This is a genomic window from Corynebacterium tuberculostearicum SK141, assembly GCF_000175635.1.
GTDB classification, from domain to species: Bacteria; Actinomycetota; Actinomycetes; order Mycobacteriales; family Mycobacteriaceae; genus Corynebacterium; species Corynebacterium tuberculostearicum_C.
The window spans coordinates 209,771-222,800 of sequence record NZ_ACVP01000003.1 but is presented as its reverse complement, the minus strand read 5'-3'; the positions used below and the strand labels follow the sequence as shown (position 1 = coordinate 222,800).

Here is a 13,030-nt window from a genome sequence, read left to right as displayed (position 1 = left end):
TACAGTTAGGTTAGCCGCTAAACCTGTTAAGGAGAGACCTCGATGAGCGAGAACCGTATTCATACTGGTGGAGATGACCCGAACAAGGTAGCCCTGCGCGGCCTGACCTTTGATGATGTGCTCCTTTTGCCCGCCGAATCCAATATCGTGCCCTCCGAGGTCGATACCGGCGCGCAGTTTACCCGCAATATCCGCCTCGGCGTTCCGCTTGCCTCGGCCGCCATGGATACCGTGACCGAGGCCCGCATGGCCATTGCCATGGCCCGTCAGGGTGGTATCGGTGTGCTGCACCGCAACCTTTCCACCGAGGACCAGGCCGAGCAGGTAGAGATTGTGAAGCGCTCCGAGTCCGGCATGGTCACCGACCCCATCACCGCCCGCCCGGATATGACCATCGGGGAAGTAGACGCGTTGTGTGCCCGCTTCCGTATTTCTGGCCTGCCGGTGGTAGACGAGGATGGCACCCTGGTGGGTATTTGCACCAACCGCGATATGCGCTTCGAGCCTGACTTTGACCGCAAGGTCAGCGAGGTCATGACGGCCATGCCGCTCGTCGTTGCGCGCGAGGGCGTATCTAAGAAGGAAGCCCTCGAACTGCTTTCGGCCAATAAGGTGGAAAAGCTGCCCATCGTCGATGCGGATAATAAGCTCACCGGCCTGATTACCGTCAAGGACTTTGTCAAGACCGAGCAGTACCCTAACGCGTCCAAGGACTCGGCCGGCCGCCTGTTGGTTGCGGCCGGCATCGGTACCGGGGAAGAGTCCTACCAGCGCGCCGCCGCGCTTGTCGACGCCGGCGTGGACGCCCTCGTCGTCGACTCCGCCCACGCCCACAACAACCGCGTGCTGGAAATGGTCGCCCGCGTCCAAAAGGATTTCGGTTCCAAGGTCGATGTCATCGGCGGTAACCTTGCCACCCGCGAGGCCGCCCAGGCGATGATCGATGCCGGCGCCGACGCCATCAAGGTCGGCATCGGCCCGGGCTCCATCTGCACCACCCGCGTCGTCGCCGGTGTGGGCGCGCCGCAGATTACGGCCCTGATGGAGGCCGCCGCAGTAGCTGGCCCGGCCGGTGTGCCGGTTATCGGCGATGGTGGCATGCAGTACTCCGGCGACGTCGCCAAGGCCCTGGCGGCCGGCGCCGATACCGTCATGCTGGGCTCCATGTTTGCCGGCACCACCGAAGCCCCCGGTGACATCGTGGTCTACCAGGGCAAGCAGTACAAGCGCTACCGCGGCATGGGCTCCATGGGCGCCATGCAGGGCCGCGGCCTCTCCGGTGAGAAGCGCTCCTACTCCAAGGACCGCTATTTCCAGGCCGATGTCCGCAGCGAAGACAAGCTGGTTCCGGAAGGCGTCGAGGGCCGCGTGCCCTTCCGCGGCGATATCGATGCCATCGTGCACCAGATTATCGGCGGCCTGCGCGCTTCCATGGGCTATACCGGCTCCGCCACCCTGGCCGAGCTGAAGACCAAGCGCTTCGTCCAAATCACCGCCGCGGGCTTGAAGGAATCCCACCCGCACCACCTGCAGCAAATCGCAGAAGCACCAAACTACCGCTAGGAATATCATGCGTGAATACGCCGAAATTGGCATCGGCCGCGAGGCCCGCCGCACCTTCGATCTAGAGCAACTATCCATCGTGCCGCAGCGTCGTACCCGTTCTTCCAAGGACGTGGACACCACCTGGCACATCGACGCCTATACCTTCGACATCCCCTTCGTTTCCCACCCCACCGATGCGCTCGCCACCCCCGAGTTCATCATCGAGATGGGCAAGCAGGGCGGCCTGGGCGTCATTAATGCCGAGGGCCTGTGGGGTCGCCACAAGGACCTCGAGGGCGCCCTGGCCCGCATTTACTCGCAGCCGGGCGATAACTCCATCATCCAGGAGCTGCACGCCGCCCCGCTTGACGACGCCCTCCTTACCGAGCGCATCTCCCAAGTCCGCGACTCCGGAGTTACCGTTGCTGTGCGCGTTTCTCCGCAAAATGCTCGCGAGATGGCCCCGAAGGTCATCGCGGCCGGTGCCGAGTTGCTGTTTATCCAGGGCACCCTGGTCTCGGCCGAGCACGTGGCTACCGGCGGTGAGCCGCTGAACCTCAAGGAGTTCATTGGCTCCCTTGACGTTCCCGTCATCGCCGGCGGAGTTACCGACTACACCACTGCGCTACACCTGATGCGCACCGGTGCTGCCGGCGTCATCGTTGGCGCAGGCGTGACCACTAACGCCGAGACCGTAGGCATTGACTCGGCCATGGGCACCGCGATTGCCGACGCCGCCGCAGCCCGCCGCGACTACCTCGACGAGACCGGCGGCCGCTACGTACACATCATCGCCGATACCGAGTTTGAAAACTCCGGCAATATTGCCAAGGCTTTCGCCTGCGGCGCTGACGGTGTTGCTCTCGGCCCACTGCTTGCCCAGGCCCGCGAGGCCGGCGGCAAGGGCTGGTACTGGCCCGCCACGGCCGGCCACCCGCGTTTCCCACGCGGCTTCGTCCAGTTCTCCGGGGCCGATACCGACTTGGACGTCGATTTCCTCACCACCGGTACCCCGGCCGAAGCCACAGAAGAATCGGCCGCCCCGTCGCTGGAAACCGTGCTGCACGGTCCCTCCAGCGAGCCCTTCGGCCGCACCAACCTGGTCGGCGCGCTGCGCCGTTCCATGGCCAAGTGCGGCTACACCGACCTGAAGTCCTTCCAGAAGGTCGAACTCGCCGTCCGCTACTAATCCGCGCGAGAGTCCTGACGCGGCTGTGCCTTCTTGGCGCAGCCGCGTTTCTTTGTCTCAGGGCTTCCTTCGCCGCCGAACAGATACCAGTTGGCGAGGTAGGAGAGTGGTTTAGGAAACCAATTGCCAGCCGCCCTCACGCCTCCACGTGGTCTTGCCTGTCATCGGCCGCCATTGCCCTGCGTTGTGGACCGGGCACACGCGTACTCCCGAGGGATTGAGCTCTACAACCTTTTCTTCACCGCTCGCGCGTAGAACCACCGAATTATGCGCAACTTCTGGATGACCCACACGCTCTGCCTGTCGAGTGCCACACAAGGGAACCCACTCATCCCACTCGCTTCCAAAGACTTCCGCGGCCGGAAGTGTCACCTGTTGCGGGCCTTGTTCATCCAGCGCAGACGTCACCTCGGCCGTAGTCGGGGTGGTGTCACAACCGCACAACAGCAGGCTCGCGGCGAGCACAATAGCCAAGCGCTTCATAAGCTATCAGTTTAGTGGGTTAGACTATGGGGCGTGACTAAGCCAAATACTACCCCGCGCCCCGTCCTCGTTGTGGACTTTGGCGCTCAGTACGCGCAGCTTATTGCCCGCCGCGTGCGCGAGGCCAAGATTTACTCCGAGGTTGTCCCCAACTCCGCGTCTGTGGAGGAAATCAAAGCTAAAGATCCCGCCGCGCTTATTCTGACGGGCGGTCCGTCTTCCGTTTATGCCGACGGCGCCCCGGCCCTGAAGCCGGAGCTGCTTGAGCTCGGCATCCCAGTCTTCGGAATCTGCTACGGCTTCCAGGCCATGAACCATGCGCTTGGTGGCACCGTGTCGTCGACTGGCGAGCGTGAGTACGGCCGTACCGATATGAATGTCAAGGGCGGCGTACTTCACGAAGGCCTGGAGGCTACCCACAAGGTGTGGATGTCTCACGGCGATGCCGTATCTGCCGCTCCTGAAGGTTTTGAGGTTACGGCCACGTCGGCCGGTGCTCCGGTTGCAGCGATGGAGTGCCTAGACAAGAAGATGGCCGGCGTGCAGTACCACCCTGAGGTACAGCACTCGCCGCACGGCCAGGAGGTTCTTACCCGCTTCCTTATTGAGGTTGCTGGCCTAGAACAGAACTGGACGGCCGATAATATCGCCGAGCAGCTCATCGCGGATGTCCGCGCACAGGTGGGCGAGGAAGGCCGCGCTATTTGTGGCCTGTCCGGCGGTGTAGATTCCGCTGTAGCGGCCGCACTGGTGCAGCGCGCCATTGGCGATCGCCTCACCTGTGTCTTTGTTGACCACGGCTTGCTGCGTGCCGGCGAGCGCGAGCAGGTAGAAAAGGACTTTGTCGCCTCCACCGGTGCGAAGCTGGTGACTGCGGATGAGCGTGCCGCCTTCCTGGAAAAGCTGGCAGGAGTTAGCGACCCAGAAGCCAAGCGCAAGGCCATCGGCGCGGAGTTTATCCGTTCCTTTGAGCGCGCGGTTGCAGGCGTGCTTGACGACGCCCCCGCAGGCTCCACCGTCGACTACCTCGTCCAGGGCACTCTGTACCCGGACGTAGTCGAGTCTGGCGGCGGCGATGGCACGGCGAATATTAAGTCTCACCACAATGTCGGCGGTTTGCCAGATGACGTGGAGTTCAAGCTGGTCGAGCCGCTGCGCCTGCTGTTTAAGGATGAGGTGCGTGCCGTCGGCCGCGAGCTGGGCTTGCCAGAAGAGATCGTTAGCCGCCAGCCATTCCCGGGCCCGGGCTTGGGTATCCGCATCATCGGTGAGGTAACCGAGGAGCGCTTGGAGACGCTACGCGAGGCAGACCTCATTGCCCGCACCGAGCTGACCAATGCCGGCCTAGATGACCAGATTTGGCAGTGCCCGGTAGTACTGCTGGCCGATGTCCGCTCCGTTGGCGTGCAGGGCGACGGCCGCACCTATGGCCACCCGATTGTGCTGCGCCCGGTGTCTTCGGAAGACGCCATGACCGCAGACTGGACCCGTTTGCCTTACGAGGTGCTGGAGAAGATTTCTACCCGCATCACCAACGAGGTGAAGGACGTCAACCGCGTGGTCTTGGACTGCACCTCCAAGCCACCAGGAACCATCGAGTGGGAGTAAAACGGCATGCGTAGAAGGCGCTCAGTTTAGTGCTGAGCGCCTTCTCGCTCGTTTTAGCGGGCGGCGCTTACTCGCGTGGGGTAAACGGTGGCCGCCACACAATGCGCCCGCCCACCCGCTCGAGGCGGCCGCGCCGAGGTGGGGCGTTGGGGTCATCGTCGTTGACGCCATTATGGTAAGCGCAGCACATGACCAGGTTTTTCATATTCGTCTCCCCGCCATTGCTCCACGCCTTGAGGTGGTGGACTTGGGAGAGGTCGGCCGGTTGGTTGCAGCCCGGCCAGGCGCAGCGTGGGTTTTCTGCGGCGGCCATAATGCGCTGCTTGTCATTGGCCACGCGCGCCGTGCGGTAGAGATTGACTGGACCTTCTTCGGGGTGCACGAGCGTGACGTAGCCGGTTTCTTTGTCGCCAGCAAAGCCGACGTCGTTGAGCACGCGGCGCAGATATTCGGTGCCGGTGATGGTGGCGCCATTGGTCAGATCGAGCTCGATATCATCGCCGCGGCCGTCGCGGATGCGGATGAATTTGTCTAACGGCACGATGGCATTGGTCACCACTTCTGCCCGCGCGGCCGCAGCTTGGTCAAAGAAGATCTTTTCTACCGCCTCGAGCGATTGCTTTCCGGTCGCGGCCAGTGCGGCGTTGAGATCCGCGATGAAACTAGAGGTTCCGGTGATAGCAAGCGTCCAGTAATCATTGGGGCGTCGGTAAGTGCGCACGCCTGGGCTTACGGTGTCGTCTTTCATCTCCCGCAGGCGCCGTCGGGCGTGTTTAAGGATGTGGCTCATCGAGCCGGCCATCGCACAGCATTCCGCGCGCAGCTGCCAGGCCTGCTTCTTGCTGGGCGCGCGGTTAACAATGCGTTCTAGGGCGGTAAGGGTGGCGATGGAGTGGGTGTTGCGGCGGGCGTCGGCAATAGCGCGGCGCTGCAGGCGCGTAAATTTGGTGCGGCCGAAGTAGCTTTCGCACAAAAGCAGCAGATCGGCGGCGATGGCATCGGGCGCGCCGCGGTCCATGAGCTCGGACCCAGACATGCCTTGGCACCCGGCGATGATGTCCATGCCAGGGCCCAAGGCGGTGAGGTAGGTCTCGAGTGCGTTCATGCCTGCAACGCTACGGCGCGCACCCACACCGGCGCACGGCCGGCGCAACCGCTACGGCCGATTCTGTGGATAACCCGGCCCGCACACCCGCCGCGGGCCGAAAAAGCTGTGGATAACCCCGAAAAGCGTCGTATAGATTAGGCAAACGCGAGCCGGCGCGTGCCATCCACGTGGGGGAAGGCGAAAAAGCTCAGCCCAAAGACCACTAGCCACACCAGCCCGGCGCCCCACGCGGGCAGGGCCACGATGGGCGCGAGCATCACCATAAGCCACAGAATCATCAGTGGCACGAGCTGTGCGATGGTAGGAACCAGAGCGACATTGCGCTTGTCGGCATAGGCACGCATCGCGCGGCGGTAGGGGTGGGCAAAGACGAGAACGAAGGCCGCCACGAGGCATACGAGTGCCCCAACCAGTGCGGCAAAGATATGTGCGCGGCTAGCCAAGAGCGCCACGGCCGCACCGATGAGGATGGACGAGCCCAAGCGCACCCAAGGTGGAGTAGGGATGGGAGTGGTGTGCTCGCGCATGGCGCCGTAGGCAGCGTTGAAGTTCATGCCGCTAAGGATACCATTCGAACATACACTTGCATGTGTCCGGGTGAGGGTTCATACTATTCGGGTGAGTCAAACGAGCGTTCGCCTAGAAAAAGCGGTGGCCGGGCTAAGTAGGTCGGACCGCGTGGCGATGCTGCGTACCCGCATGCGCGCTATGGAGCGCGGCCCGGAAGAAGAGCTGGTAGATACGCTCCCTGGCCTGGCGCGCTTGCTTCCCGCAGGTGGGTTGGCGCGCCGACAGGTGGTGCACTGTGCGAGCTGCCCAGCGCTGGTGGTGGAGCTTATCTGTCACCTCACCGCCCGTGGCGGGTATGTGGGAGTGGTGGGGTGGCCGGATTTGCTACTCGCACAAGTGGCCGAGGAAGGCGCTATCGAACGCGTGGTAACCGTGCCGGATCCGGGCTTGGAATCCTGGATGGTGGCAGGAGTATTGGCGGAAGGGTTGGACCTTGTTATCCACCATGGGCCGCCCGGCGAGGTGAGCCCCACCAAGGCGCGGCCGGTGCTGGCGAAGGTGCGCAGCGGGCGCGCGGCGGTGCTTACGGTGGGCACGCGCCTGCCCGGCACGGCGGTGGGGATAGGGGCGCGGGTGAGTGCCTATCGGGGCGTCGGCAAGGGCAGCGGGCGCATTCGCGGCGTGGACATGGACGTGGAGGTGACCTCGAAGCAGGCTACCTCGCGCGGGGTGCTCACGGTGGGTGAGCGTCGCCGGTTGGAGGCCGTATGAGGGTAGCGGCCGTGTGGTTTCCGGATTGGCCCATCCAGGCCGCCGGCGGGCAGGGCCCTATGGTTATTGCGCGCAATCACGCGGTGGCGGTGTGCGATAGGGCCGCGCGCCGGGCGGGCGTGCGGCGCGGGATGCGCCTGCGCCAGGCCCAAGCGCTGTGCCCCGAGGCCGCAGTGGTGGAGGCCAATCCGGACCGGGATGGTGCGGCGTTTGCGGAGGTTGCGGCCGGCTTGGATGCGGTGGCGTCCTCGGTGGAGGTGCTGCGCCCGGGCCTGGCGATTGTGGATGCGGGCGCGGCGCTGCGCTACCACGGGGAGAAAGCACTAGAGATGCTTGTCGACGCCTCATCGTACGCCGGCTTCGACTCCACCCTCGGCGTCGCCGATGAGATTGCCACGGCCGTCATCGCAGCCCGGTACTGCGGCGTGGGCGCGGTGGTGCCAGAGGGCGGCTCGCGGGAGTTTTTGGCTACCCAGCCCATAGGCGTGCTGGCGGCCGATGAGGCCTTGGGCTTTGAGGCTGGGTTTATCGCACAGCTGGACAAGCTGGGCGTGCGACGCCTGGGCGACTTAGCCGCGCTGCCGTTTAAGCAGGTAGCCACCCGGTTTGGCGAGCCTGGCCGGCGCGCCCACGAACTGGCCCAGGCCCGTGCGGATAGGCGCGTGGCCCCAGAGCTGGCGCGCCCGGATCTGGCGGTGGAGATGGAAGAGCGCATCGAGCGTGTGGACGCGGCCGCCTTCGCGGCCCGCCAACTCGCGGCCCGGCTGCATGCCCGCTTGGAAGAGGCCGGCAAGGTGTGCCTGCGGCTGCGCGTGGTGGCGGAGTTTGGCACCGGTGAGGAGCTGGCGCGGGTATGGCGCACACAGGAAGCGCTGACGGAACAGGCCACCGCGGACCGCGTGCGTTGGCAGCTCGATGGCTGGCTCACGCGCGCTACTGGTGAGGGCGCGGCCATTCGCCGCCTAGCGCTGGAGCCGGTGGAGGTCGCCGCCCCGTCCGCTGCAGGTCTCTGGGGCGGGGAGAGCTCGCAGGAGCAGGTCAAGCGCGTGATCGCCCGCGTGCAATCGCAGCTGGGGGTGGATCGCGTGCTGCAGCCGCGGGCGGTGGGCGGCCGTGGGGTGGCCGAGCGCATCGAGTACGTGCCTTATGGCGAGCAGCGCGACGCCCCGCCGGACGGCGAGTGGCCCGGCCGCATTCCCGCACCCTTGCCTGCACGGCTGGGCGGTGGGCCGAACCACCCGGCCGCGCGCATTCGGCTTATCGACGCCGCCGAGCGACCCGTCTTCGTCACCGCCGAAGCCCTCTTGTCCGGGGTGCCGGTGGCCTTGAGCTGGGGCGCGCATCGTTTCCGCGTGCTGGGCTGGGCCGGGCCGTGGCCGGTGGATACGCAGTGGTGGACCGATACCCCGCAACACGTAGCGCGCCTGCAGGTGGTGGGCCAATCCGACCACGAAGAGCATCAGCGGGCCTGGCTGTTGGTATGGTCCGGCGGTCGCTGGCGGGTTGAGGCGACCTATTAATCGCGAATATCGACCACGAGGCGGGTGGGGTTATCGAGCACCTGCACGGAATAAGGCTTGCGGGAGGTCATGCCGATGACAAATTGGCAGCGGCCCTCGTAAGTGCCGCCATTGACCACTTGGGTGACAATTCCTTCCGTAGGGGCATCCACCACGCCGATGCGAGGATCATCTTTGCCGGCCTCGAAGGGATAGACCACGCCGTCGATATTGACATTGAGTGCGGTCTCGCCGGAGTGGTCAATGGTCTTGCCGGAGCCCTGCTGCGTGGGCGTGTCGGCATAGTCCACGAACCAGCCGGGAGTGCCGCCGCCGTCGAGCTCGAAGACGACGCGCTCAAAACCCTCGTGCCGGCCGATGCGCACGTCGGTCACCGTGAGCTCGGAGGGCGCCTGCGGCCGGAGGGTTTTCATCTCCATATTGGCCTGGCCTAGCGGATTGAGCTGGGAGTTATCCGCAGACGCGGCCATGGTGGTGCGGTCCGTCTCGTGGGCGGCGCAGCCGCTGAGAGAAGCAGCGACGAGAAGCGTTGCGGCGAGACGGACTTTCAACATGTCCCCTAGGTTATATTTTCGGCCGTGAACTGTATAGCTGAGGGGGTACTTCGTGGCCGAATTGTTGCCAAGGGTGTGAGCTGGAATGCAGAAAGGTTAGGCTTAGGTATATGACCGAGTTCTGTTCAGATATCCAGGTAGAGCCGCTGCCGGGCACGGCGAAGAAGGAATCCGTCTATGTGCTTTTCGAGTGGCCGGGTGGATGGTCGCGAGACGTGCTTGATGGCGATACCTTTGGGCCGGAGCTCACAGCGCAGCTTAAGTCCAAGCTGAAGGGCGCGGCGGGGCTGCAGCTTATTCGCCGGCCGGGCCGCAACGGTCGCCAGGTGGGCAAGATGCACCGCTGCTACCTGGTGTGGGCCGAACAGGGCGTGATGGAACTCGTGCTGCTGACGGGCCCAGAGAAAATCCTCGATCTGGATCTGACCGGGCCTGGCCGCAATGGGGGCGGCTCTTTGGATACGCCGCTAGTGCTGGTGTGTACGCATGCGAAGCGCGATACGTGCTGTGCGGTCAAGGGCCGGCCGCTGGCTGCGGAGCTGGTGGCGGATTATCCGGATATGGTGTGGGAGACCTCGCACACGAAGGGGCACCGGTTCGCGCCGTCGGTCATGCTTATGCCATGGGCCTATTCCTTTGGCCGCATGAATAAAGAAGCCGCCGCGCAGATGATTGCGGCGGCGGCGAAGGGGAAGTATTTCTACCCGGTAAATCGCGGGCGCGGTATTTTCGGCCCGCGCGGCCAGGTGGCGGAGTTGGCGGTGGCCCGCTCGCTTATCGACGCCGGCGAGGACCTCTCCTATGGCCAGCTCACCGCCACCGACGGCGGCGAGGTCAGCCACACTGACGGCCGGCGCTGGCGCGTGGCGCTCGAGGAGCGCGAGGTAGAAGGCGTGGTCTCCTCCTGCGGCGATGCGCCGAAGAAAGGCCAAGCCATCGTAGCGACCGGCGTGGAGCCGGTCGCGGAGTAGGCTGCGCGGGGCGGGGGCGGCGTCGGCAAGCGGGGGCTAGCGGCGCATGACCTTGGAAGAGAGCCAGTTGCCGAGGAACTGGGCGGCCTGCACCAGCACGATGATGATGAGCGTAGCCACGACGGTGACTTCCCACTCGAAGGCGCGGTAGCCGTAGACGATGGCAAAGTCACCCAAGCCGCCGCCGCCGACGTAGCCGGCCATGGCGGACATATCCACGATGGCGATGAACAGGAAGGTGTAGCCCAGAATCAGCGGGCCGAGGGCCTCCGGAACGATGACGGAGGTAATGATCTTCCACGGCGAGGCACCCATGGAGCGGGCGGCCTCGATAACACCGGGATCGATGGCCACGAGGTTTTGCTCCACCACGCGGGCCACGGAGAAGGTTGCGGCGATCACCATAACGAAGGTGGCCGGGCCGCGGCCGATGGAGCCGCCCATTACAGCGACGGTCAACGGCTGGGCAAAGGCCAGCAAGATGATGAACGGGATGGGGCGGACGAAGTTCACCAGCAGGTTCACAATGACGTAGACAAACCTGTTTTGCAGGATGCCGCCCGTGCGGGTGGTGTAGAGCAGCATGCCCAGGCCAAGGCCGAGGATGCCGGAGACGATGAGGGTGGTCGAGACCATGATGAGGGTATCGACGATGGCCTCGGCTAGTGAAGGGCCGAGGCGGTCCCAGTTGGCTTGGGCGAGGTTGGTGACGGTCATCGTGCAATCTCCTCAATCTGGGTGGTGGTAGAAAGCGTGCGGTAGAACTCTTCAATGGCGTTATTATCGCCGCTAAGCCGCACGGTCAGCTTGCCAAAGGAATGCTGCTGCAACGTGGTGATACCGCCGTGGACAACGGCGATGGACACGCCGGCTTCCTTGAGCCGAGCGGCGGCGGTGAAGAAGCCAGATTCCTCGGTCAGGTTGATGGTAAACAGGCGGCCTTCGTGCGCAAGCAGGTCGTCGGTTTCGACGACGTCGGGTTCGTTGCGCAGCGAGGTGGCCACGAACTTGGCGGCCACGGAGGTCTGCGGGTTGGAGAAGACCTCATAGACGCTGCCTTGCTCTACTACGCGGCCGTTTTCCATCACGGCGACCTTATCGGCGATGGAGCGAACGACTTCCATCTCGTGGGTAATAACCACGATGGTGATGCCGAATTCCTTGTTCACCCGGCGCAGGAGGTCGAGGACTTCCTGTGTGGTGGTGGGGTCGAGGGCGGAAGTGGCTTCGTCGGCAAGCAGCAGCGAAGGGTTAGTGGCCAGCGCACGGGCAATGCCAACGCGCTGCTTCTGGCCGCCGGAAAGCTGCTCCGGGTAGCTCTTGCCTTTGTCTCCTAGGCCGACGAAGTCCAGCAGCTCTTGCACGCGCTTGGCGCGCTCTTGCTTGCCGACGCCCTGCAGCTGCAGCGGGTATTCAATATTGCCGGCCGCGGTGCGCGAGCTCATCAGGTTGAACTGCTGGAAGATCATGCCGATATTGCGGCGAATGCCACGCAGTTTCCGCTCGGACATGCCAACGATATTGGTCTCGTCGAGCAGTAGCTCGCCAGAGGATGGGGTGTCCAGGCCGTTGATCATGCGCACGAGGGTGGACTTGCCGGCGCCGGAATAACCAATGATGCCGACGATTTCGCCAGGCTCGATGGTCATGGAGACATGGTCGAGCGCCTTAATTCGCGCTTTTTTCTGCTTAAAGATCTTGGTGATCTCGCGGAACTCAATGCGGGTGCCGCGGTGGGTGGAATCTGCCACGTGTTTGCGTCCTTAGCTAGGAAAGTGCCAAACCCCGCCGGGGTCTCCGGCGGGGTAAAAGCAAGGGTGATTAGTCCAGATCTGCTTCGAGCTTATCCAGGATCTTCTGCAGATCCTCCTGGCTGCGCTCCACCTCGACGGAGGTGCCGGCGGAGTCTTCGTCAACGCCCTCCTGGACGGCGTCGCTGTGCCATAGCTCGGCGAGCTTCTTGATGTCCTCGTTATCGGCATCTTCCTCGCGGACGGCGAAGACGTTGATGTACGGCTCTGCCTCTTCAGAGTTCGGGTCGTCCTGGAAGATGGCGGTGGCTGGGTCGATGCCGGCGCGCTCCAAGAAGGAGTTATTGATAATCGCCGGGGTGCCCTCGCCGTGTGCGGACGTGGTCTGTGCGGCATCTACCGGGGTGACCTTGACCTTGGACTTCTTCTCATCGATGTCCAGCGGGGTGGGCTCCAGGTTGTCCTTGTCCTTCAGGGTGAGAAGGCCGGCCTGAACCAACACGTTGATGGCGCGAGCCTGGTTGGTGGAGTCATTCGGGATGGCGACCTCTTCGCCCTCGATGCCGTCGAGGGAGTCGTGGTCCTTCCAGAACAGTGCCAGCGGCACGATCTCGGTAGCCACGATAGGCACCAGGTTGGTGCTGTTGCCGTGGTTATACTCCGCCAAGAACTTCAGGTGCTGGAAGTTATTGGTGTCCAGCTCGCCCTGGTCCAGAGCCTGGTTCGGGGTGTTGTAATCCGCGAAAGGCTGGATATCGATGTCATAGCCTGCGTTCTTTGCTTCCTGCTCGAACGCTACCCAAGCCTTCTTTGCGTCATCGGTGGTGCCGACTTTGATGGCCTTGGAGTCATCGGAGTCGGAAGAGCATGCCACCAGGCTGGTGGCGGCGATGGTTACGGCGGCGGTAGCAGCCACTACGCGACGGATCTGCATGGGGAATCCCCTTCTTGTAGGAGTTGAAATAATTTGCTTGTTTAGCAACTTAGCAATCAGCGAACCGCTTTGTCTATTGTGAACAT

13 protein-coding genes are annotated in these 13,030 nt (G+C 63.7%); 6 read left to right on the top strand and 7 right to left on the bottom strand.

The features are described 5' to 3' along the window. Positions 1-42 precede the first annotated feature (42 nt). A complete protein-coding gene (gene guaB, locus CORTU0001_RS01435; protein ID WP_005326824.1) occupies positions 43-1,563 on the top strand; it encodes an IMP dehydrogenase in 1,521 nt (506 codons plus the stop codon). A gap of 7 nt (positions 1,564-1,570) precedes the next feature. Continuing rightward, positions 1,571-2,734 carry a GuaB3 family IMP dehydrogenase-related protein gene (locus CORTU0001_RS01430; protein WP_005322688.1) on the top strand — a complete coding sequence of 388 codons (1,164 nt, stop codon included), beginning with the start codon at positions 1,571-1,573 and terminating at the stop codon, positions 2,732-2,734. Between the two features lie 111 nt (positions 2,735-2,845). Here CORTU0001_RS01430 and CORTU0001_RS11675 read toward each other — a convergent pair whose 3' ends face one another. Beyond that, positions 2,846-3,217: a hypothetical protein gene (locus CORTU0001_RS11675; protein WP_157749110.1), complete on the bottom strand. Its 372-nt coding sequence runs from the start codon at positions 3,215-3,217 to the stop codon at positions 2,846-2,848. Positions 3,218-3,250: 33 nt separating this feature from the next. Between CORTU0001_RS11675 and guaA the strand changes: the two genes are divergently transcribed. After that, positions 3,251-4,825, top strand: a complete 1,575-nt coding sequence (guaA, locus tag CORTU0001_RS01425) for a glutamine-hydrolyzing GMP synthase (protein ID WP_005326820.1) — start codon at positions 3,251-3,253, stop codon at positions 4,823-4,825. 67 nt (positions 4,826-4,892) lie between these two features. On the opposite strand, the gene CORTU0001_RS01420 is transcribed toward guaA, so the two are convergent. Both CORTU0001_RS01420 and CORTU0001_RS01415 read right to left on the bottom strand, forming a co-directional pair. Then, positions 4,893-5,930 carry an HNH endonuclease signature motif containing protein gene (locus tag CORTU0001_RS01420; RefSeq protein WP_005326818.1) on the bottom strand — a complete coding sequence of 346 codons (1,038 nt, stop codon included), beginning with the start codon at positions 5,928-5,930 and terminating at the stop codon, positions 4,893-4,895. 137 nt (positions 5,931-6,067) lie between these two features. Next, a complete protein-coding gene (locus CORTU0001_RS01415; protein ID WP_005326817.1) occupies positions 6,068-6,487 on the bottom strand; it encodes a hypothetical protein in 420 nt (139 codons plus the stop codon). Between the two features lie 130 nt (positions 6,488-6,617). Here CORTU0001_RS01415 and CORTU0001_RS01410 point away from each other — a divergent pair, with 130 nt between their 5' ends. Together CORTU0001_RS01410 and CORTU0001_RS01405 are read left to right on the top strand one after the other, a co-directional pair. Continuing rightward, positions 6,618-7,214 carry a hypothetical protein gene (locus CORTU0001_RS01410; protein ID WP_050776568.1) on the top strand — a complete coding sequence of 199 codons (597 nt, stop codon included), beginning with the start codon at positions 6,618-6,620 and terminating at the stop codon, positions 7,212-7,214. Then, positions 7,211-8,734 carry a Y-family DNA polymerase gene (locus CORTU0001_RS01405; RefSeq protein WP_005326814.1) on the top strand — a complete coding sequence of 508 codons (1,524 nt, stop codon included), beginning with the start codon at positions 7,211-7,213 and terminating at the stop codon, positions 8,732-8,734. The genes CORTU0001_RS01410 and CORTU0001_RS01405 overlap by 4 nt, the downstream gene beginning before the upstream one ends. Here the strand turns inward: CORTU0001_RS01405 and CORTU0001_RS01400 are convergent. Beyond that, positions 8,731-9,288, bottom strand: a complete 558-nt coding sequence (locus CORTU0001_RS01400) for an AMIN-like domain-containing (lipo)protein (protein ID WP_005326812.1) — start codon at positions 9,286-9,288, stop codon at positions 8,731-8,733. The genes CORTU0001_RS01405 and CORTU0001_RS01400 overlap by 4 nt on opposite strands. Before the next feature lie 110 nt (positions 9,289-9,398). Here CORTU0001_RS01400 and CORTU0001_RS01395 point away from each other — a divergent pair, with 110 nt between their 5' ends. Then, complete coding sequence (locus CORTU0001_RS01395) at positions 9,399-10,259, top strand: sucrase ferredoxin (RefSeq protein WP_005326810.1); 861 nt, start codon at positions 9,399-9,401, stop codon at positions 10,257-10,259. A gap of 36 nt (positions 10,260-10,295) precedes the next feature. Here CORTU0001_RS01395 and CORTU0001_RS01390 read toward each other — a convergent pair whose 3' ends face one another. The 3 genes from CORTU0001_RS01390 to CORTU0001_RS01380 form a co-directional block, all read right to left on the bottom strand. Continuing rightward, a complete protein-coding gene (locus CORTU0001_RS01390) occupies positions 10,296-10,976 on the bottom strand; it encodes a methionine ABC transporter permease (RefSeq protein WP_005326808.1) in 681 nt (226 codons plus the stop codon). Continuing rightward, positions 10,973-12,010 (bottom strand): methionine ABC transporter ATP-binding protein, encoded by a 1,038-nt coding sequence (locus CORTU0001_RS01385; RefSeq protein WP_005326807.1) that lies wholly within the window; start codon positions 12,008-12,010, stop codon positions 10,973-10,975. The genes CORTU0001_RS01390 and CORTU0001_RS01385 overlap by 4 nt, the downstream gene beginning before the upstream one ends. Before the next feature lie 70 nt (positions 12,011-12,080). Next, on the bottom strand, positions 12,081-12,944 hold the full coding sequence (locus CORTU0001_RS01380; protein ID WP_005326805.1) for a MetQ/NlpA family ABC transporter substrate-binding protein: 864 nt from the start codon (positions 12,942-12,944) through the stop codon (positions 12,081-12,083). Between the last annotated feature and the right edge of the window lie 86 nt (positions 12,945-13,030).

Excerpts from the sequence above, each read along its gene's own strand:
- guaB (WP_005326824.1), top strand. The coding sequence starts at position 43 with ATGAGCGAGAACCGTATTCATACTGGTGGAGATGACCCGAACAAGGTA.
- CORTU0001_RS01430 (WP_005322688.1), top strand. The coding sequence starts at position 1,571 with ATGCGTGAATACGCCGAAATTGGCATCGGCCGCGAGGCCCGCCGCACC.
- CORTU0001_RS11675 (WP_157749110.1), bottom strand. The coding sequence starts at position 3,217 with ATGAAGCGCTTGGCTATTGTGCTCGCCGCGAGCCTGCTGTTGTGCGGT.
- CORTU0001_RS01420 (WP_005326818.1), bottom strand. The coding sequence starts at position 5,930 with ATGAACGCACTCGAGACCTACCTCACCGCCTTGGGCCCTGGCATGGAC.
- CORTU0001_RS01415 (WP_005326817.1), bottom strand. The coding sequence starts at position 6,487 with ATGAACTTCAACGCTGCCTACGGCGCCATGCGCGAGCACACCACTCCC.
- CORTU0001_RS01410 (WP_050776568.1), top strand. The coding sequence starts at position 6,618 with ATGCTGCGTACCCGCATGCGCGCTATGGAGCGCGGCCCGGAAGAAGAG.
- CORTU0001_RS01405 (WP_005326814.1), top strand. The coding sequence starts at position 7,211 with ATGAGGGTAGCGGCCGTGTGGTTTCCGGATTGGCCCATCCAGGCCGCC.
- CORTU0001_RS01400 (WP_005326812.1), bottom strand. The coding sequence starts at position 9,288 with ATGTTGAAAGTCCGTCTCGCCGCAACGCTTCTCGTCGCTGCTTCTCTC.
- CORTU0001_RS01395 (WP_005326810.1), top strand. The coding sequence starts at position 9,399 with ATGACCGAGTTCTGTTCAGATATCCAGGTAGAGCCGCTGCCGGGCACG.
- CORTU0001_RS01390 (WP_005326808.1), bottom strand. The coding sequence starts at position 10,976 with ATGACCGTCACCAACCTCGCCCAAGCCAACTGGGACCGCCTCGGCCCT.
- CORTU0001_RS01380 (WP_005326805.1), bottom strand. The coding sequence starts at position 12,944 with ATGCAGATCCGTCGCGTAGTGGCTGCTACCGCCGCCGTAACCATCGCC.